At 69.0% G+C, this 16,320-nt stretch carries 18 protein-coding genes, 1 tRNA gene and 1 other RNA gene; 10 read left to right on the top strand and 10 right to left on the bottom strand.

Features of this window, described 5'->3' with window-relative positions:
• Positions 1–9: 9 nt before the first annotated feature.
• From ACFC06_RS19160 to ACFC06_RS19150, 3 genes are all read right to left on the bottom strand, one after another.
• On the bottom strand, positions 10–1,290 hold the full coding sequence (locus ACFC06_RS19160) for an ROK family transcriptional regulator (RefSeq protein WP_278260686.1): 1,281 nt from the start codon (positions 1,288–1,290) through the stop codon (positions 10–12).
• A 362-nt stretch (positions 1,291–1,652) separates the two neighbouring features.
• Complete coding sequence (locus ACFC06_RS19155; RefSeq protein WP_375932728.1) at positions 1,653–2,366, bottom strand: hypothetical protein; 714 nt, start codon at positions 2,364–2,366, stop codon at positions 1,653–1,655.
• A 106-nt stretch (positions 2,367–2,472) separates the two neighbouring features.
• A complete protein-coding gene (locus tag ACFC06_RS19150; protein WP_375932725.1) occupies positions 2,473–3,051 on the bottom strand; it encodes an HhH-GPD-type base excision DNA repair protein in 579 nt (192 codons plus the stop codon).
• Between the two features lie 55 nt (positions 3,052–3,106).
• Here ACFC06_RS19150 and ACFC06_RS19145 point away from each other — a divergent pair, with 55 nt between their 5' ends.
• Entirely contained in the window at positions 3,107–3,913 is an 807-nt protein-coding gene (locus ACFC06_RS19145; RefSeq protein WP_375932722.1) for a methyltransferase domain-containing protein, read from the top strand.
• A gap of 39 nt (positions 3,914–3,952) precedes the next feature.
• On the opposite strand, the gene ACFC06_RS19140 is transcribed toward ACFC06_RS19145, so the two are convergent.
• Entirely contained in the window at positions 3,953–5,245 is a 1,293-nt protein-coding gene (locus ACFC06_RS19140) for an aminotransferase class I/II-fold pyridoxal phosphate-dependent enzyme (RefSeq protein WP_375932719.1), read from the bottom strand.
• Between the two features lie 146 nt (positions 5,246–5,391).
• An RNA gene (ffs, locus tag ACFC06_RS19135) (signal recognition particle sRNA small type) lies at positions 5,392–5,486 on the bottom strand.
• A gap of 140 nt (positions 5,487–5,626) precedes the next feature.
• Here ffs and ACFC06_RS19130 point away from each other — a divergent pair.
• The 3 genes from ACFC06_RS19130 to ACFC06_RS19120 all read left to right on the top strand — a co-directional run bounded on the left by ACFC06_RS19130 (position 5,627) and on the right by ACFC06_RS19120 (position 7,419).
• Entirely contained in the window at positions 5,627–6,583 is a 957-nt protein-coding gene (locus tag ACFC06_RS19130; protein WP_375932716.1) for a hypothetical protein, read from the top strand.
• A 67-nt stretch (positions 6,584–6,650) separates the two neighbouring features.
• Positions 6,651–6,738, top strand: a tRNA-Ser gene (locus tag ACFC06_RS19125).
• A 261-nt stretch (positions 6,739–6,999) separates the two neighbouring features.
• Complete coding sequence (locus ACFC06_RS19120) at positions 7,000–7,419, top strand: DUF5994 family protein (RefSeq protein WP_375932713.1); 420 nt, start codon at positions 7,000–7,002, stop codon at positions 7,417–7,419.
• Here the strand turns inward: ACFC06_RS19120 and ACFC06_RS19115 are convergent.
• Both ACFC06_RS19115 and ACFC06_RS19110 read right to left on the bottom strand, forming a co-directional pair.
• Positions 7,416–8,864 carry a threonine/serine exporter ThrE family protein gene (locus ACFC06_RS19115; RefSeq protein WP_375932710.1) on the bottom strand — a complete coding sequence of 483 codons (1,449 nt, stop codon included), beginning with the start codon at positions 8,862–8,864 and terminating at the stop codon, positions 7,416–7,418. The two genes, ACFC06_RS19120 and ACFC06_RS19115, sit on opposite strands and share 4 nt — an antisense overlap.
• Before the next feature lie 71 nt (positions 8,865–8,935).
• On the bottom strand, positions 8,936–9,067 hold the full coding sequence (locus ACFC06_RS19110; RefSeq protein ID WP_375932707.1) for a hypothetical protein: 132 nt from the start codon (positions 9,065–9,067) through the stop codon (positions 8,936–8,938).
• 129 nt (positions 9,068–9,196) lie between these two features.
• On the opposite strand from ACFC06_RS19110, the gene ACFC06_RS19105 reads away from it, so the two are divergent.
• The gene (locus ACFC06_RS19105) at positions 9,197–9,841 is read left to right on the top strand and encodes a helix-turn-helix transcriptional regulator (protein ID WP_375932704.1); all 645 of its coding nucleotides are present in this window, start codon (positions 9,197–9,199) and stop codon (positions 9,839–9,841) included.
• A 266-nt stretch (positions 9,842–10,107) separates the two neighbouring features.
• Positions 10,108–10,548, top strand: a complete 441-nt coding sequence (locus ACFC06_RS19100) for a helix-turn-helix domain-containing protein (RefSeq protein ID WP_375932701.1) — start codon at positions 10,108–10,110, stop codon at positions 10,546–10,548.
• Here ACFC06_RS19100 and ACFC06_RS19095 read toward each other — a convergent pair.
• Together ACFC06_RS19095 and ACFC06_RS19090 are read right to left on the bottom strand one after the other, a co-directional pair.
• Entirely contained in the window at positions 10,494–11,921 is a 1,428-nt protein-coding gene (locus ACFC06_RS19095; protein WP_375932698.1) for a WS/DGAT domain-containing protein, read from the bottom strand. The genes ACFC06_RS19100 and ACFC06_RS19095 overlap by 55 nt on opposite strands.
• 86 nt (positions 11,922–12,007) lie before the next feature.
• Positions 12,008–12,217 (bottom strand): DUF397 domain-containing protein, encoded by a 210-nt coding sequence (locus ACFC06_RS19090; protein WP_375932695.1) that lies wholly within the window; start codon positions 12,215–12,217, stop codon positions 12,008–12,010.
• A gap of 418 nt (positions 12,218–12,635) precedes the next feature.
• On the opposite strand from ACFC06_RS19090, the gene ACFC06_RS19085 reads away from it, so the two are divergent.
• From ACFC06_RS19085 to ACFC06_RS19075, 3 genes are read left to right on the top strand one after another with little or no spacing between them, the layout of a single operon-like run.
• On the top strand, positions 12,636–13,121 hold the full coding sequence (locus tag ACFC06_RS19085; protein WP_375932692.1) for a DUF309 domain-containing protein: 486 nt from the start codon (positions 12,636–12,638) through the stop codon (positions 13,119–13,121).
• Positions 13,122–13,130: 9 nt separating this feature from the next.
• Positions 13,131–14,039: a tRNA glutamyl-Q(34) synthetase GluQRS gene (gluQRS, locus tag ACFC06_RS19080; protein WP_375932690.1), complete on the top strand. Its 909-nt coding sequence runs from the start codon at positions 13,131–13,133 to the stop codon at positions 14,037–14,039.
• A gap of 44 nt (positions 14,040–14,083) precedes the next feature.
• Positions 14,084–14,785 carry an RDD family protein gene (locus tag ACFC06_RS19075; RefSeq protein ID WP_375932687.1) on the top strand — a complete coding sequence of 234 codons (702 nt, stop codon included), beginning with the start codon at positions 14,084–14,086 and terminating at the stop codon, positions 14,783–14,785.
• Positions 14,786–14,851: 66 nt separating this feature from the next.
• On the opposite strand, the gene ACFC06_RS19070 is transcribed toward ACFC06_RS19075, so the two are convergent.
• The gene (locus ACFC06_RS19070) at positions 14,852–15,457 is read right to left on the bottom strand and encodes a DUF4190 domain-containing protein (RefSeq protein ID WP_375932684.1); all 606 of its coding nucleotides are present in this window, start codon (positions 15,455–15,457) and stop codon (positions 14,852–14,854) included.
• Positions 15,458–15,510: 53 nt separating this feature from the next.
• Between ACFC06_RS19070 and ACFC06_RS19065 the strand changes: the two genes are divergently transcribed.
• Entirely contained in the window at positions 15,511–16,293 is a 783-nt protein-coding gene (locus ACFC06_RS19065) for a queuosine precursor transporter (RefSeq protein ID WP_375935615.1), read from the top strand.
• Positions 16,294–16,320 lie beyond the last annotated feature (27 nt).

Genomic DNA, 16,320 nt, shown 5'->3' with positions numbered 1-16,320 from the left:
CGCCGGGTACTACACCCGGCGGATGGCGGCGAGCGGATCGGCGTAGAGCGCGCTCAGCGAGGTGACCACGGCGGCGAATTCCTGTACCTTGCCGCCGAATCCGCTGATCCGGATGTCGGTGGGAGGCAGCTGGGTGCTCTGGGTGAACGCGCGCGCGACGTGGCCGAGGGCGGGGCGGTAGCCGGTGAAGGCCTGGCCGCCGAGCACCACCCGGTCGGGGTTGAGCATGTCGCGCACCAGGGCCACGGTCTGGCCGAGCATGGTCGCCCGTTCGGCGAGCAGTTCCCTGGCAGGCTCGGAACCGGACTCGGCGGCCCGGTACAGATCGGCGATGGTGGTGCCCACGGTGCCGTTGTAGGCCGGGATGATGCCGCGTCCGACCGCGCGGGCCTGCAGGGCCCGGTCGCCGACGGTCACTTCCAAGCAGCCGCGCCGACCGCAGGTGCACTGCACATCCGAACCGGTGGGCAGGTGCGCGATGGAACCGGGACCGTTGCTCGGGGTGTGCACCCGGCCGTCGAGGGTGACGGCGATGCCCGCGGTCTCGCGGACGTAGAAGTACAGGCTGCTGCCGTGCTGGGTGGCGGGCAGTTCGGTGTCGGGTTCGGGGCGGCGCGCGTCGAAGGTGGGCAGCAGCAGCTCGGAGGCGGCCATGGCCTCCACGTGCGGGGCCACCGAGACGGGCAGTTCGAGCACGTCACCGAGGACCTGGCCGAGCGGAGCGCCCTTCCAGTCCAGCTTGGGGTGGTCGACGACGCCGGTGTGCGGGTCGACCCGGCCACCGATCGCGACGCCTGCCCACAGCGGGGTGCGCTTGTGCCAGCGCTGCAGGAACGCCTTGGCGCTGCGGGCCACCGTGGTGACCGCGAAATCCTGGCCGGTCTGCGGCGTCGCGATGGCGAGCCCACCGAGGATGCGACCGCGCAGGTCGGCGGCGACGATCTTGGTCGCGGCGGCACCGATGTGGATGCCGATGGTCAGGTAGGCCTCGTGGTCGATCTCGAAGGGCACCCGAGGGCGGCCCACCGCACCGGCGGCGGTGAGGTCGGGGCGCTCACGCAGCAGCCCGGCGGCGAGCAGCGAGGCGACCTGCCGGTTCACCGTCGCGATGCTCAGACCCGTTGTGCGCGCGGCATTGTCGCGCGAGACCGGGCCGGAGGCGGCGGTACGCAGCACGGCGGCGGCGGGATTGTCGCTGCGGCGCAGCTCAGGAGCTACGACGGGGCGGGAAACACGAGGACGACCGGCACCCGCCCGGGAGAGGGGGCGATCGATGGTGGGAGCAGACATATGAAGTTCCTTGCTGAAATCCCGTTGTCCCAACGGGATTGCCTACACGTGTGACGTGGCAGCACACGAGCCGGAGCGGCTCAGCTGCAGCGGCAGGAACGACACAGTTCGCGGGTCAACGGCAGACGCAAGCCCAGAGCGGCGGTCACGTAGGTGACACGCGCTGCGAGGGGATGGTTGCCGGACATAACAATCAAGTTAACACCGAATTCGCACCCATCCAAGCCGAACCGGCGGATTGTGCTGTGCGGCACACCATATCCGCAGGTCAGCCGTTTGTGACCGGCGCGCAATACAGCCCCCTCGACACGGCAACGCCCCCGCCGGCGGGACCGGAGGGGGCGTTGCGGGGTGCGCGACGGCTACTTGGTGGCCGGTGCGGTGAAGGGCTGGTTGATCGTGGTGACGTACTGGATCACGGCGCCGATCGCCACCGGAGCGGTGATCAGGATCTGGCCCGCGAGGGTGCCCAGCGCGCCGATGGCCAGGATGCCACCGATGCAGCCGATGGCCGCCGCCGGGATGAACGGACCGAACAGGCCGACGATGGTCGCCGAGGCGACGGTCGCGCCGGCGATGCCGCCCAGCACGCAACCCACGGCGCCGCCGCCCAGGCCACCCACGAGGGTGCCGATCGCGGCACCGAGGGAGATGGTGGAGGTCAGACGGCTCCAGGCAGCCTGCTCACGGTCGTACTCGGACTTCCACGGCGCCTTGTCCTCGAACGGGAGGGCGACCGGCTTGTAGACGGCCTTGGCCGGGTCCAGCTGCGGGGTCAGCACGGCCGTGTTGCCGGAGATGTCGGCCGCGATCGGCAGCTCGAACTCGTCCAGGCGGAACGACAGCGGCGTGGCCGCCACCGTGGTGCCGTCGGCCGCCTTGACCTTGAAGGCGCCTTCCTCGACGACCAGCGAGCCGGCGTCGGTGGTGATCACCGAGGTGCCGTTGACTTCCTGAGCGCTGAAATTGATCGGAGCGGCGGCCTCGGCGGCGGGGTCCGCGTAGGAGGTGCCCGCGGCAACACCGGTCGCCAGGGTCACGAGCGCCGCAACCACGGCGAGCTTCCTCATCTTCATAAACTTGCCAATCCCTCATCTGTGGTGGAGCTGTTCGAGAAGCAAGCTTCGAGCAGATCCGCGCTCGGGACGAGGGATAAAAACAGCGAGATCGGAACCCGGGAATTCAGCCCGCCGCTTTCGCCGCCGCTTTCGCCTGTTTCTTGAATTCCCGGACTTCGGCGAGGGTTTCGGCGTCGACGACGTCGGCGACCGAGCGCCGCGAGCCCTCGTCACCGTAGGAACCGGCGGCTTTTCGCCACCCGGTGGGACGCACGTCACGCTGTTTGCCGAGCAACGCCAGGAAGATCTTCGCCTTCTGCGCGCCGAAGCCCGGTAGGTCCTGCAACCGGCGCAGCACCTCCTTGCCGTCGGGATCGCCGCTGGTCCAGAGGTTGGCGGGCACCCCGTCGTAGTTCTCGATGAGGTACTGCGCGAGCGCCTGGGCCCGGCGCGCCATCGAGCGGCCGTAGCGGTGGATCGCCGGTGGCGTGGCGGCGAGTTCCTCGAATTCCGCGGGATCGGCCTCGGCGATGCGGCGCAGGTCGAATCCGCCCATTCGCTCGGCGAGTTTGCGCGGACCGCGAAACGCGTGTTCCATCGGATACTGCTGGTCGAGCAACATTCCCAGCAGCAACGCGAAATCGTCGCTACCGAGGAGTTCGTCGGCCTCGGGTTCCTGCGCAAGACACAGCGTACGAGTCATACATTCATCGTGACACATTTCACCAGTAGCCTCTGAGTTCATGATGGCGGTACCCATGACCAACTACACCCCCCGTCCAGACCGTTTCGATCAAGCGGGCCAGGACCAACTCGTCGACGCCCACGATCTGGAGGTCACCCAGCCCGGGATGCGCAGCCTGCGCGCCTGGAGTCACGACGCGCTCGCGCTGCACCCGGGCGAACGCGCCCTCGACGTCGGCTCCGGCACCGGTTCGGAGGTCTTCGCCTTCGCCGACGCGGTGGGCCCGACCGGCGCCGCGATCGGCGTCGAACCCGACCCCAACCTGCTGGCCTCGGCCGAACGCCGGTCCACCGAGTACGGCTCCCCCGCGCGATTCGTCTCCGGTGACGCCTACGGCCTGCCCTTCGGCGGCGACGCCTTCGACGCCGTGCTCTGCGAACGCGCCTTCCAGCACCTGACCGCCCCGGCCAGGGCCGCCGCCGAGATCGCCCGCGTCCTGCGCCCCGGCGGGCGCGCGGTGGTGGTCGACAGCGATTGGGCCACCGCCATCGTGCACCCCGGCGATCCGCGAGTGGTGCGCGCCGTGATCGACACCCTGATCTCCTCGACCACCAACCCGCACTCCGGGCGCAGGCTCTCGGGCCTGCTCACCGGCGCCGGCCTGGTCGTCGACGAGGTCGGCTCCCAGGCACTGGTCCAGGACCGCACCGTCGGCGCGGGCGCGCTGGTCAGCCGCATCGCCGACCTGGCGGTCCTGCGCGGCACCATCACCACCGCCGACCGCGACCAACTGCTCGCCGACCTGCGCGCGGGCGCCGAACGCGGCGACATCCACATCTCGGTCACCCTGTTCGGCGTCCTGGCACACAAGCCGGACTGACGAACCGGCCGGGCGCGGTCTGCGCGCCCGGCCGTCGGGTCAGTGCTGGTCGAGCAGTTTTTCGGTGGCGGCGAGAAGAACGCAGGTGGCCAGGCCGTCCATCGCCTTCTCCAGTTCGGGCAGCTGCGGGAAGCTGGGGGCGATGCGGATGTTCTTGTCCTCGGGGTCCTTGCCGTACGGGAAGGCCGAGCCCGCGGCGGTGAGCGCGATGCCCGCCTCCTTGGCCAGCGCGATCACCCGGGCAGCCGTGCCCTCGAGCACGTCGAGGCTGATGAAGTAGCCGCCCTTGGGCTCGGTCCACGAGGCCACCTTGGACGCGCCCAGTCGGTCCTCGAGAATGCGGCGCACCAGCGCGAACTTGGGCTCGAGCAGCGCGCGATGCTTCTGCATGTGCTCGCGCACGCCCTCGGCGTCGGTGAAGAACCGCAGGTGACGCAGCTGGTTGAGCTTGTCGGGGCCGATGCTCTTCTTCGACGCGTGCGACAGGTACCAGTCGATATTGGCCTGCGAGGCACCGAAGAAGCTCACGCCAGCACCGGCGAAGGTGATCTTGGAGGTGGAGGCGAAGACCAGCGGGCGGTTCGGGTTGCCCGCGGCGGCGGCCAGGCCGAGCACGTCCAGGACCGGGTCGGCGGTGTCGGTGAGCGGGTGCACCGCGTAGGCGTTGTCCCAGAACAGACGGAAGTCCGGCGCGACGGCCTGCATCGAGACCAGCTCGCGGACAACCTCTTCGGAGTAGGTGACGCCGGTGGGGTTGGAGTAGTTCGGCACCGCCCACAGGCCCTTGATCTGCGGGTCGTCGGCCACCAGCGCGGCGATGGCGTGGGTGTCGGGGCCGTCGTTGTTCATCGGCACGGTGATCATCTCGATGCCGAGCGCCTGGGTGATGGCGAAGTGCCGGTCGTAGCCCGGGGCCGGACACAGCCACTTGACCGTCTCCTCGGCGGCCCAGCGGCGCGGCGAGTCCGGCGTGCCGTAGAGCATCGAGAACGCGATGACGTCGTGCATGATCTCGAGGCTGGCGTTGTTGCCCGCCAGCAGCTGCTCGACCGGGATGCCGAGCAGCTCACCGAAGATGGCGCGCAGTTCGGGCAGGCCGGTGAGGCCGCCGTAGTTGCGGCAGTCGGTACCCGAGCCGTCGCGGAAGTCGCCGTCACCGGGGAGGGCGAGCAGCGACGACGATAGGTCGAGTTGTTCCGGCGAGGGCTTACCTCGGGTGAGATCCAGCGTGAGCTTCTCGGTCTGGAGCGTCGCGTAATTCGCGGTCTGGGACTCGTGCTCGGACACGAGTTCCGCGTGGCTCATCAAACCGATCTGCGTTTGCCGGGGCATCCTGGGCAGCCTTTCGAAGCAGCAAGGTGGGGTACCCGCAACGTTACCCGGGGGTTGCCCGGAATCGCTGGGGTATCCGGGGCGGGATCGGGCTCGCACGCTGCGAAGGTGCGTAGGCGCTTCGATCGGGCCGAGCCCCTCGAAAATTGAGGGGACCCCGCGCACCCGGCAGAGCCCGTTGACCCTTGCTGCCTTCCGGCCCTGGGGGAGTTCACAGGATGCGCGCCGCGCGGGATCCGTCGGCCAGTGTAGCGGTATCCGGCGCGGCTCGCGATCGGCGGGGTCGGACGACAGGTCGCTGGAGAAGGTGCGAACTGGTTACGATCGGCGCGACATGGGCAAAGGGGGGAGTTCCCCGACCAACTCAGGAGGGGTTCGCGAGTGACCGGCCAGAATCCGCCGCCGAGCGGAGACAAACCACCGTCCGATCCGACCGTGCAGTGGTGGGAGCAGCCGCGCGCCGACGCGCCGAACCCAGGGCAGGCGGACCCGACCGTGCTGCGCGGCGGCATCGGTGATCACGGCGGCTACACCCCGCCACCGCAGCCGTACCCGGGCGGCACCGGCGACCACGGCGCCTACGCCCCGCCGGTCAACCCGTATGCGAGCGCGCCGCAGCCGCAACCGCAGTTCGCCGCGCCCTACCAGGCTCCGCAGCAGCAGTGGGGCGCGCCGCCGCCGCGCCCGCCGTCCTCGGGCAACAACACCGTGTGGTGGATCGTGGGCGGCTCGGTGCTGCTGGTCGGCGTGCTGGTGATCGGCCTGGTGGTCTTCGCCGCGAACAAGGCCGAGGACGCGCTGGGGCCGGATTCGTCGAAGTGGGCGGGCAACTACGAGTTCATCGAGGGCAAGAACGCCTGCGACCTGGTCGACCTGACGGTGCTGGACCAGTGGTCGAGCACCCGCCAGACCACCACGCACACCGAACACGCCCCCTACGAGTACATCGGCGGCGGTTCCTACAACTGCTCGGCGCAGAACAAGAGCTCCGGTCGCGACGCCAACGGCGCCAACCTGAACCTGCAGGTGGAGTTCAAGACCGAGAGCGAGACCGAGTCCGACTACTCGCGCTGGAAGAGCTCCGACACCAGGACCACCGGCAAGGGCTACGAGAACGGCGCGGTCAGCGGCCTGGGTTCGGAGGCGTACTACGCCTACGAGGAGCAGACCTACAGCTCCATCCCCGACGACTACACCTACGTGGTGGCCGCGCACGACAGCAATATCTCGGTCAAGGTCGAGATCGAGGTGGAGAGCATGCGCAGCGTGGACAAGTCCACCCTGGCCGCCGCGGCCGAAGCGCAGGTTCGCAAGGTCCTCGCGGCGCTGAAGAAGTAGCAGGTCGGAGCGGGCAAGCGGGGGCCGGTTTGGCATCGGCCCCCTGCCACCCGCTATGCTGCTCCACGGAGGATTCGCCTAGTGGCCTATGGCGCTCGCCTGGAACGCGGGTTGGGTTAACGCCCTCAGGGGTTCAAATCCCCTATCCTCCGCCACAGCAGGGCCCTGATCGGTTCGCCGGTCGGGGCCCTGCTCGTTTTAATCGGTGGATCTGTCGGTGCGCACCCGTAGAGTGGGCCCGACAGTGCGGGAGACCCCCACCACACCCCTTCGCCCTGTCGCCCCTTCGGCAGAAGTGTGCGTGCCGACACAGTGAAGTGGGTACCCATCCATCGCGCCCGTCCGCAGCGGACGGCGTGCGCCGGTCGACGTCTCGTTCGTCGTCGACCGCCCAGAACTCAGAAAGAACCTTGTCAGTGAATACAGCACCTGAAACGAGCATCGGCCGCGGCGCGACCGGGCCGATCCGGTTGATGCTGCGTGACCATCAGAGCACCACCGGCCCGATCGACGGCGCCTGGTGGCCGCGAACCGACCAGCCGATGACCGAACTGCACCAGCTGGTGCACGCGGTCGGCCCGCGCATCGGCAAGCTGGCTCGCCTCGGATTCGACTGGAACACCGGCGAATCCGGCAGCGAGACCGAGCCCGGCTCGCGCATCATGCACCTGGTCGGCAGCAACGGCGCCGCCCTGGCGCTGCTCGTGGTCCCCGCCTCGACCGAGGCGCCCGCCGCGCGCAGCCAGATGCGCTGGGCGGCGGGCAAGCCCCGCGTGCAGGACCCGGCTCCGGCCGACACCGCCGCCGACGGGCCGCGCCCGCTGGCCCAGCTCTAGCGGTCGCTGGAGTAGGTCGGGTCGAAGTCGCGGGGCGCGCCGCGGCGGCTGAGCAGACGGTCGAACCACTCACCGAGCACGACACCCGAGGCCAGGGCACAGCCCACGCCGAACGCGCCGAGCAGCTGACTGAAGCCGAGCAGGGTCTCGTCCTCGAGCAGGGCGTAGAGCCCGCGGTACACCTTCAGACCGGGCAGCAGCGGGGTGATACCCGCGACCGCGACGACCAGCGGCGGGGTGAGCGCGCGCCGCGCCATCAGACCACCGGCCATACCGATCAGGGTGGCGGCGATGCCCGAGGAGATCACCGGGCCGAAGCCGATGTCCTGGGCGAGCAGGTAGGCCATGGTGCCCGCGCCACCGCTGAGCCCGGCCGCCAGCAGTGCCCGGCGCTCCGCGTAACAGGCCAGCGCGAAGGCGATCGCCGCCACCGCACCGGCGAGCAGCGTGACCGCCAGATAGCCGGTGTCGCGCCCCGCGCTCGCCGCGATCTCGGGCACCGGAATATCGAGCAGCACCGAAACCCGTAGTGCCAGGCCGATACCGGCGACGATGCCGCCGGTCATCATCACCAGTTCGAGCATGCGGGCCGCGGCGGTGATCGGCGCGCCGGTGATGGCGTCCTGTACCGAACCGACGAGCTGTAAACCACTGAGCAGCACCGTGATCCCCGCCGCGACGATCAGCGCCGCCTCGGCCCGCCAGTCGTCGCTGACCGCCGCCAGCGCGATCGCCGGTGCGGCCGCGAGGATTCCGCCGACGACATGCTGGAAGAAGATCGGCAGACCGAGCTGGTGCAGGGCCCGGTTCACCACATCGATCAGCGCGGTGGTCGCGAAGCTGATCACCGCGAGCACCACCCCGCCACCGAGCAGCACCGCGATGGCGGCGGCCAGCAGCGACCAGCCCGCGGTCGACATCCAGCGCGGATAGGGGTGGCGCAGCGAGACGATCTCGTCGAGCGCCGCGTGCGCCTGGTCGACCGGGACGGCCTGGCTGCGGATCCGGCGGGTCAACCGGTCGACCGCCGCCAGCCGGGTGAAGTCGAGCGAGCGGTTCTTCACCACCCGCATATCGCTGGCGGGCGGCAGGCTCAGGCCGCGGTCGGCCCAGATACGGATCGCGTCGAAGGTGACGTCGATGTCGCATTTGTCCAGACCATAGGTCGAGGCGATGAAGCGCACCTGCGCCGAGGTGTCCCCGACGCTGGTGCCCGCGGCCAGCACCACCTCGCCCACCCGCACCGCCAGATCGAGCACCTGCGACACCTCGGCGTCGTCGGTGAGATCGATCGGCTTGAGCGGGGTGGGCGCGGCGACGATATTGTCGGCCGTGGCACGCTGCGACGGCAGGATGAACGGTCGGCGAAACGGCCACAGGCGACGTCGACCTGGGGTTTCGATGATCGTGTCGCCCTCGCCATCGGGCTGTGGGTCCGCGCTCATACCTCGACGGTAGTAGCGCCCCGACTGTGTTCACCGTCTCGCAACGACTTCGTCAACGTGTCGGCGCGCACTCAGATGTCCTCGATCAGGCCGGTGCTGTAGGCCGTCGCGGCGAGGTGCTGCAGGCACCGCGGTCCGCATCCGTCGTGCTGAGTCAGCACGAAACGGGCCTGGCGCAGCGAAGAAATGGGAGAATCGGCCACGCAGTCGGCATGTGCGGCGCGCCAGTGGTCTTCGCGAGCACGGGCCGCGGCGCGCGATACCGGCGGGTCTGGTGCGGATGGGTCGTGCAGGGTGTGACGGTAGGGGCCGGCGATGGAGGCGATGTCTGTATGAACACCGGGACGGGGAAGGTGATCCAGGAGCGGCGGCGGTTGCTCGGGCTGTCGCAGCCCGCGCTCGCCTCCGCGATCGGGGTGAGCTCGCGGCAGATCACCCGCTACGAGTCCGAGGAGCAGTCGCCGACGCTGCCGGTCGCCATCCGGCTGGCCGAGGCGTTGCAGATCTCGCTGGCCGAGCTCGCCGGGATCGTCGACAACCGCGTCGACCTGGCGGGGCGGTGGTGGGCCGCCTGGCAGAAACCGGCCGACGCCGGCGAAAAAGTCGAGATAGCGCCGGTGACCATCCGGCACGAAGGCGACCACCTGCTGCTCGACTCCGACGCCGAATCCCCGGCGGCGCCCGACGATCCCGTCGCCCAGGTGCGCGGCGAGATGCGGGTCTGGGACGGTGACGCGCTCACCGGCTGGATGCGCGGGATGGACATCGCCTTCCCGGTCGGTGTCATCTACTACTCGCTGCATCCCCAAGGCGCTCACGCCGTCGGCTCGTGGACCACGAAGGCCGGGGTCGACGGGCTCGTGCGCGGCTGGAGCGCCCTGGCCAGGGAGAAATCCGATGCCGAGAAGCTCCTCTCGGAGCTGGTGCGTACCGACGGCACCGTCGAGTCGTGGCCGGGCACCGCGCGCTCGGCCTGAATCCGCAGCGCGATGTCGTAGACGCTGGGCCGCCCGGTATCGACCGGCGGCAGCAGTAGTAGGTAGCGGGTCAGCGCCCCGAACACGAGCAGGCCCATGACGATCCACGCGTAGATTTCCATCTGTCCCCTCCGAACGAGTCAGTACTTGCACGGGTGGCGCGGTATGGTGCTGTCGAAGCCGCCGAAGAAAAGTATGGTCGCCGTCAAGACCTTTTGGACAGCAAAAAGCGTCTACAAATGTCTACAGTTCTCTACGATGGGTCCATGTCCAGTCGGGGCGTCCAGGGGGAAGACAACAGCGCGACCGGAGCGCGGCTGCGCGCGCTACGCGAAGAGGCCGGTCTCTCGCTGACCGCGCTGGCCACCCGGGTGCCCTACAGCCGGGCCGCCCTCGGCCACTACGAAACCGGAACGCGCGCAGCCTCACCCGCGGTGATCGAGTGGTACGAACGCATCCACGCCCAGTCCCCCGCCCGCGCGGAACCACTCATCGAGATCGGTCATCCGCACCCGGACGAGTCCGGCTACTCCTGCCCGTTCCGGGTCGACGGCCTGATCGAGGGCGAGGCGGCGGGCACCGATCCGGCGACGGCGCTGCACTCGGCCCTGCAGACCATCGGCATCGAACTGGCCAGGGCGGGCAGGCGGCGTCAGCGCAGCGCGGCGACCACGGTGGTCAGGGATTCGGTCAGCAAGGCCAGGTAGCGGTCCGGATCGGGCACCGCGGCGGTATCGGAATGCACTGACAGCGTGACGGTTTCACCGATGCCGTGCACGCCGTGGGTCAGGTGCATGACCGCGCCCAGTGCGGGAAAACCGCCGGTGAACAGCACCGGGGCACCCGCGAAGGCGAGATCGGCGGCACCGCGGTTGACGCTGGAGACCACGGTGTTGCCGTCGAGTTCGGGTGGCACGCTGTCGAGATCGGCGTTGGCGACATCGCGGACGGCGAAGATCGATGGCACCGTCTCCCCCACCCGATTCTGTACCACCAGCAGCGGATTCAGCGCTCGCTCGCGGCGGGTGGCGAGTTCGTTCGCGATGAGGGCAGCGCGGGCGCGCAGGTCCGGTTCGTCGATGTGCAGGTCGATGGACAAGCCGCGGTAGTTGTTGCGCGCGGGGCCCTCGGCGGGCACGGCCATCGGCAGCGCGGTGCCGAGGCGGGCCGGAACTTCTCCGCGTTCGGCCAGGTAGGCGGGCAGCGCGACCGAAATCGCGGTCAGCGCAACGAGAGTGACGGTGTACCCGGGCAGGCGCAGGGTATCGGAATCGGTGACGAGCAACCGGACGCGATGCGCGTCGGCGGCGACCGGGGCGGCGGGATTGAGCAGGCAGGGCGCGAAGCCGGTTGCGGCCGCGGGCACTTCACCCGCGGCCGTCCGGTCGGCCAGTTCACGTTGCGCACGGTAGGCGGCGCGTCCACGCCGGACCGTCTCGAACACCTGCCGGGGAAAACGCAGTGCGCCAAGCACACTCGCGGGCAGGCCGCGCGAGGTCCATCCCCAGATCTGTCCACAGGAATCCACAGCCTGTACAAGGGTTTTCGCTGGTGATCCCGGGCCGATCCCCCGGTTGTCCACAGGCTGCTGGGAGTCGCTGTGGATAACTTCGGAAGACCCGAACAGCGAGCGGGCCAGACCGGCGGCACGGGTGCCGTCGGCCAGGGCGTGCGAGACCTGGAGCACCGCGACCAGTGCGGGTCCGAACGAGCGGGGCACGTCACGCACCCCGCGAAAGACATGCAGGCGCCAGGGATGCTCGGTCGCGGTGAGGCCGGTACCCAGAAGTTCGCCGATCCGGTCCAGCACGGTATGCCATGCCAGACCGTCGGACGGATGGGTCACGAATTGCTGGGACGTGAATTCGGCGGGCGCCCAGCGCGGATAGTCGAGATCGCCCGGAATCTCCTGTACCCGGATCCGCAGATCCGGAATGCGCGCGGAACGCGCGGCGACGAAAGCGCGGAGTTCACCGGTGGCCGTTGCGGTTTCGGCGAACGCGTAGAGCAGGAACACATCGTTGGCACTGCGTCGCGACAGCCAGAACATCGTCGCGTCGCGCGGGGCCATCCTGGTCATCCGAGCAACGATAGGCCACCCCTGAGAAGGCCCCGAGTCCTACCGACCCGGGGCCCGTACTGCCGACTCGTTGCGCACCGCGCGGCTCAGCGGCGGGCGAACTCTCCCGCGGTGACATCGGCTAGAAACGCACGCCAGTCTCCCGGTCCGAAGGCCAGCACGGGACCACGGCCACGATCCTTGGTGTCGCGGACCGCGACTTCGCCGCCGGCGAGAAAGGCCACTTCCACGCAGTTCCCATCGGGTCCGCTGTAGGTGCTCTTCCGCCACACAGCGTCCGTCACATCAACTTCCACGGCACATGCTCCTTTGCTTCATCGAGAACGGGATTACTCCTGGAATCGTCGAACATTCCGATTTACGGCGTGACCGATGAGTTACTTCGTGGCAGACACAGCACTGCCACACGGTGCGCGCAACAGATCGGCACGAACCAGCGCATCGAGGCGTTTCCGCCTCCGGGGGCTGCCCCCGCGGAAGAGACACTAGCAGGTCTTCCGCAAGTTTGCGGATGAGAATTTGCTTTCTCATATCTGTTTGCCAACCTTGCGAAGCTTCGCGTTTGCGGGGTCATTGCCAGCCCTCCTTACCCATTCCCGAACCCGTTGACACATCCGGATTTAGTTCCATGTGATTAGTCCGTGATACGTCAAATTCCGCACTGTCTCAGCCGCCCCACGAGCACCATCGGCGCCGGGCGTGGATCATGGGGGAATGATCTCCCGTGACCGCGACGCCGCAGGTCGTGCCCGCAACGACCGCCCCCGGGACCGACTCGGACGGCCACTGCCGCCCGGCAGCGCCGGTGTCGCCCGAATTCCCGACGATCTCGAGCTGGCACCCCAGCAAACTCTGACCTTCGCTCAGCAACTGCTGGACGACGGATTGGCATTCAACGCGCACGAGGTATTGGAGGCCGCCTGGAAGAACGGGCCGGTAGCCGAGCGGATGCTCTGGCAGGGTCTGGCGCAATACGCCGTCGGGATCACCCACATCCAGCGCGGCAACACCAAGGGCGCGGGTACTCTCCTGCGCCGCGCGAGCGAGCGCCTCGACGCCTATCCGGCGAATGCCCAGCAGCACGCGGTGGACCGCGCCGGGCTCATCGCGCACGCGCGCACCCTGCTCGACGCGCTCGACGCCGGTACCCCCGTCCCCGAGGACCAGCTGCGCCCGCGCCTGTGCCGCGAGCCCACCTAGACTGGGGCGATGCCCGCAGGCCGCTACGCTCCCAGTCCCTCGGGAGAGCTGCATCTGGGCAATCTGCGCACCGCGATCCTGGCCTGGCTGTTCGCCCGCACCACCGATCGCGAATTCCTGCTCCGTATCGACGATCTGGACCGTGTCCGGCCCGGGGCCGCCGAACAGCAGCTCGCCGACCTGGCCACGATCGGGATCGACTGGGACGGCCCGGTCGTACGGCAGTCCGAGCGACTACCCCACTACGCGGCCGCTGTCGCCGAACTCACCGCAGCGGGCCGCACCTATGAATGCTTCTGTACCCGGCGCGAAATCCAGCAGGCGGCCACCGCCCCGCACGGCCCGATGGGCGCCTATCCCGGCACCTGCCGCGAGCTCACCGACGACCAGCGCGCCCGGCGCCGCGCCGAAGGTCGGCCCGCCGCAATCCGATTGCGCGCCGACGTGGCCGAGTACGAGATCACCGATCTGCTGCACGGCCGATACCGCGGCGCCGTCGACGATTTGGTGTTGCGCCGCGGCGACGGTGTTCCCGCTTACAACCTGACCGTGGTGGTCGACGACGCGGCGCAGGGCGTCGACCAGGTGGTCCGCGGCGACGACCTGTTGCCCTCCACCCCCCGCCAGGGCTATCTGGCCGAGCTGCTCGGACTCGCGGCACCGACCTACGCGCACGTGCCGCTGGTCCTCAATGCCGAGGGCAGGCGACTGGCCAAACGCGACGGCGCCGTGACCCTTTCGGACCAACGCGCCGAGGGCAACACGCCGCAGGACGTGGTCGCCGCGATCGCCGCCTCACTCGGCTACACCGCCCGCACGACGGCCGAGCTCCGCGAAGTTTTCGACGCCACCCGCATCCCGGCAAAACCATGGATACTCGAGCCCGACGGGTTGTTCCGACCTGACCGATGTCCGTAACGTACGCATCGACCGATCTACAGATCATGACGAGGACTGAATTTATGACCAGCGGTGGTTACGACCCCAACCAGTACCCGCAGGGCGGTCAGCCCGGCGGCTACGGCCAGGATCCCTACGGCCAGCAGCAGCCGGGTTACGGGCAGCAGCAGCCGGGTTACGGCCAGCAGCCCGGTTACGGGCAGCAGCCCCCGGCGTACGGCCAGCAGCCCGCCTACGGCGCGGCCGACCCGTACGGCCAGCAGCAGCCCGCCTACGGTCAGGACCCCTACGGCCAGCAGCCCGCCTACGGGCAGCAGTACGGCGCGCAAGGCTTCGGCGGCGTGCTGCCCGCCGACCTGGGCACCCGCTTCGGCGCGCGCTTCATCGACGGCCTGATCGTCGGTATCCCGCTGGGCATCGTGAACTTCTTCCTGCCCGCCGGGTTCACCTCGGCCATCATCATCTCGGTGCTGTCGTCCATCGCGCTGGTCGGCTACAACGTCGCCCTCGAGGTGACCCAGGGCGCCACCGTCGGCAAGAAGCTGCTCGGCCTGCGCGTGGTCGCCCCCGGCGGCGCGCCGAACCTGACCCCCGAGCAGTCGATCAAGCGCAACGCGTTCCTGATCCCGCAGATCATCTACTGCATCGGTGGTCTGGTGACCTTCGGTCTGGCGATCTACATCGCCATCACCATCAACCAGGACCCGAACAAGCAGGGCTGGCACGACAAGCTGGCCGGCGGCACGCAGGTCGTCAAGGGCTGATACCGCTCTCGCACGAACAACAGGGGCGCTTCCGGATTCCGGAAGCGCCCCTGTTGCGTTCGGCGATCAGTACGTCGAACTCGTGTCGAATCCGCCGGCGAGCCCGAGGACGACCACGAAGACCAGGTACAGCACCCAGCCGACGATGGCCAGCGCGCCGATCCAGATACCGGCCTGCGCCATCCCCTTGCCCTCACCCCCGCGTTCCTTGATCTGGTTGAGCGCCATCACACCCAGGATGATGCCCACGATCGAGCCCAGACCACAGCTGCAGAAACCGATCAGCGAGGAGACCAGCGCGCCGATGGCCAGGCCGTTGGTGCCCTGCGGGGGCGGGTAGGCGCCGTAGGGCTGATAGCCCGGCCCCGGGTAGCCGCCGTAACCGGGCTGCTGCGGCTGCTGGGGATACTGCGGACCCGAGGGCTGCTGGTAGTTCGGGTACTGGGGCTGCGAGGGCGGCGGCGCGGGCTGCTGGTAGTCGGGCTGCTTGGACAGCGAGGGCGGCGGCTGCTGCGGGTACTGCGGCGCCGACGGGTAGCTCGGGGACTGCGGAGGCTGCGACGGCTGCGCGGTCGGGTACTGCGGCACCGAACCCGGCGCGCCGGACTCCGGCGACACGCCGGAGCCGCCGTACTGCTTCCACCACTCGTCGGAATCGCCGGGATTCGTCATTGCTACAGCGTATTCCACAACCTGCGGCCATGGCGTACCGCGACCTTGGTTGGATAGACCCCGTGACTGATGCAAACTCGCTCGACAAACCCGCCGGATCTGGGCGCCCCGCGCCGGAACACGCGGCATTCGCCCAGGCCGCGCGGGGGTTCTATCCGGTGATCGTCGCGTTCTTCACCGCGACGCTGATCATCTCCAACATCTGCGCCACCAAGGGCGTGGAGCTGTTCACCGATCTCTCGGTGAGCCTCGGCCCGGTGCAGATCCTGCCGCTGGTCACCGACGGCGCCTTCTTCCTGTTCCCGCTGGCCTACATCCTCGGCGATGTGCTCAGCGAGGTCTACGGCTTCCGCGCCACCCGCCACGCCATCTACACCGGTTTCGGCGCGCTGCTGCTCACCGTCGCGTGCTTCTGGGTGACCATCCAGCTGCCGCCCGCCGGGTTCTACGAGAACCAGGAGGCGCTGCGCACCGTCCTCGGCACCACCCCGCAGCTGGTGCTGGCAGGTCTGGCCGGGTACTTCGTGGGTCAGCTGCTCAACTCGGCCACCCTGGTGCTGATCAAGGAACGCACCAAGGAGAAGCATCTGTGGGCCCGGCTGATCGGCTCCACCGTGATCGGCGAGTTCGCCGACACCCTGATCTTCTGCTCCATCGCCGCGACCGCCATCGGCATCGACTCCTGGCAGACGTTCGTGAACTACGTGATCGTCGGCTTCGTCTGGAAGACGCTGGTCGAGGTGCTGGTCATGCCCATCACCTACCGCGTCATCGCGTTCCTCAAGAAGGCCGAACCGGGCTACGGCCCCGCCCCGGTCGACGCGTTGCACGACTGATCCGGCAGGCGGCGGAGCGGGGTGGGC

The organism is Nocardia sp. NPDC056064 (assembly GCF_042266925.1).
Classification (GTDB): domain Bacteria; phylum Actinomycetota; class Actinomycetes; order Mycobacteriales; family Mycobacteriaceae; genus Nocardia.
This window is presented reverse-complemented; position numbering and strand designations above follow the sequence as displayed.

Excerpts from the sequence above, each read along its gene's own strand:
- ACFC06_RS19100 (WP_375932701.1), top strand. The coding sequence starts at position 10,108 with ATGTCCAGTCGGGGCGTCCAGGGGGAAGACAACAGCGCGACCGGAGCG.
- ACFC06_RS19105 (WP_375932704.1), top strand. The coding sequence starts at position 9,197 with ATGAACACCGGGACGGGGAAGGTGATCCAGGAGCGGCGGCGGTTGCTC.
- ACFC06_RS19160 (WP_278260686.1), bottom strand. The coding sequence starts at position 1,290 with ATGTCTGCTCCCACCATCGATCGCCCCCTCTCCCGGGCGGGTGCCGGT.
- ACFC06_RS19075 (WP_375932687.1), top strand. The coding sequence starts at position 14,084 with ATGACCAGCGGTGGTTACGACCCCAACCAGTACCCGCAGGGCGGTCAG.
- ACFC06_RS19070 (WP_375932684.1), bottom strand. The coding sequence starts at position 15,457 with ATGACGAATCCCGGCGATTCCGACGAGTGGTGGAAGCAGTACGGCGGC.
- ACFC06_RS19115 (WP_375932710.1), bottom strand. The coding sequence starts at position 8,864 with ATGAGCGCGGACCCACAGCCCGATGGCGAGGGCGACACGATCATCGAA.
- ACFC06_RS19145 (WP_375932722.1), top strand. The coding sequence starts at position 3,107 with ATGACCAACTACACCCCCCGTCCAGACCGTTTCGATCAAGCGGGCCAG.
- ACFC06_RS19155 (WP_375932728.1), bottom strand. The coding sequence starts at position 2,366 with ATGAAGATGAGGAAGCTCGCCGTGGTTGCGGCGCTCGTGACCCTGGCG.
- ACFC06_RS19140 (WP_375932719.1), bottom strand. The coding sequence starts at position 5,245 with ATGCCCCGGCAAACGCAGATCGGTTTGATGAGCCACGCGGAACTCGTG.
- ACFC06_RS19095 (WP_375932698.1), bottom strand. The coding sequence starts at position 11,921 with ATGACCAGGATGGCCCCGCGCGACGCGACGATGTTCTGGCTGTCGCGA.
- ACFC06_RS19150 (WP_375932725.1), bottom strand. The coding sequence starts at position 3,051 with ATGACTCGTACGCTGTGTCTTGCGCAGGAACCCGAGGCCGACGAACTC.
- gluQRS (WP_375932690.1), top strand. The coding sequence starts at position 13,131 with ATGCCCGCAGGCCGCTACGCTCCCAGTCCCTCGGGAGAGCTGCATCTG.
- ACFC06_RS19085 (WP_375932692.1), top strand. The coding sequence starts at position 12,636 with ATGATCTCCCGTGACCGCGACGCCGCAGGTCGTGCCCGCAACGACCGC.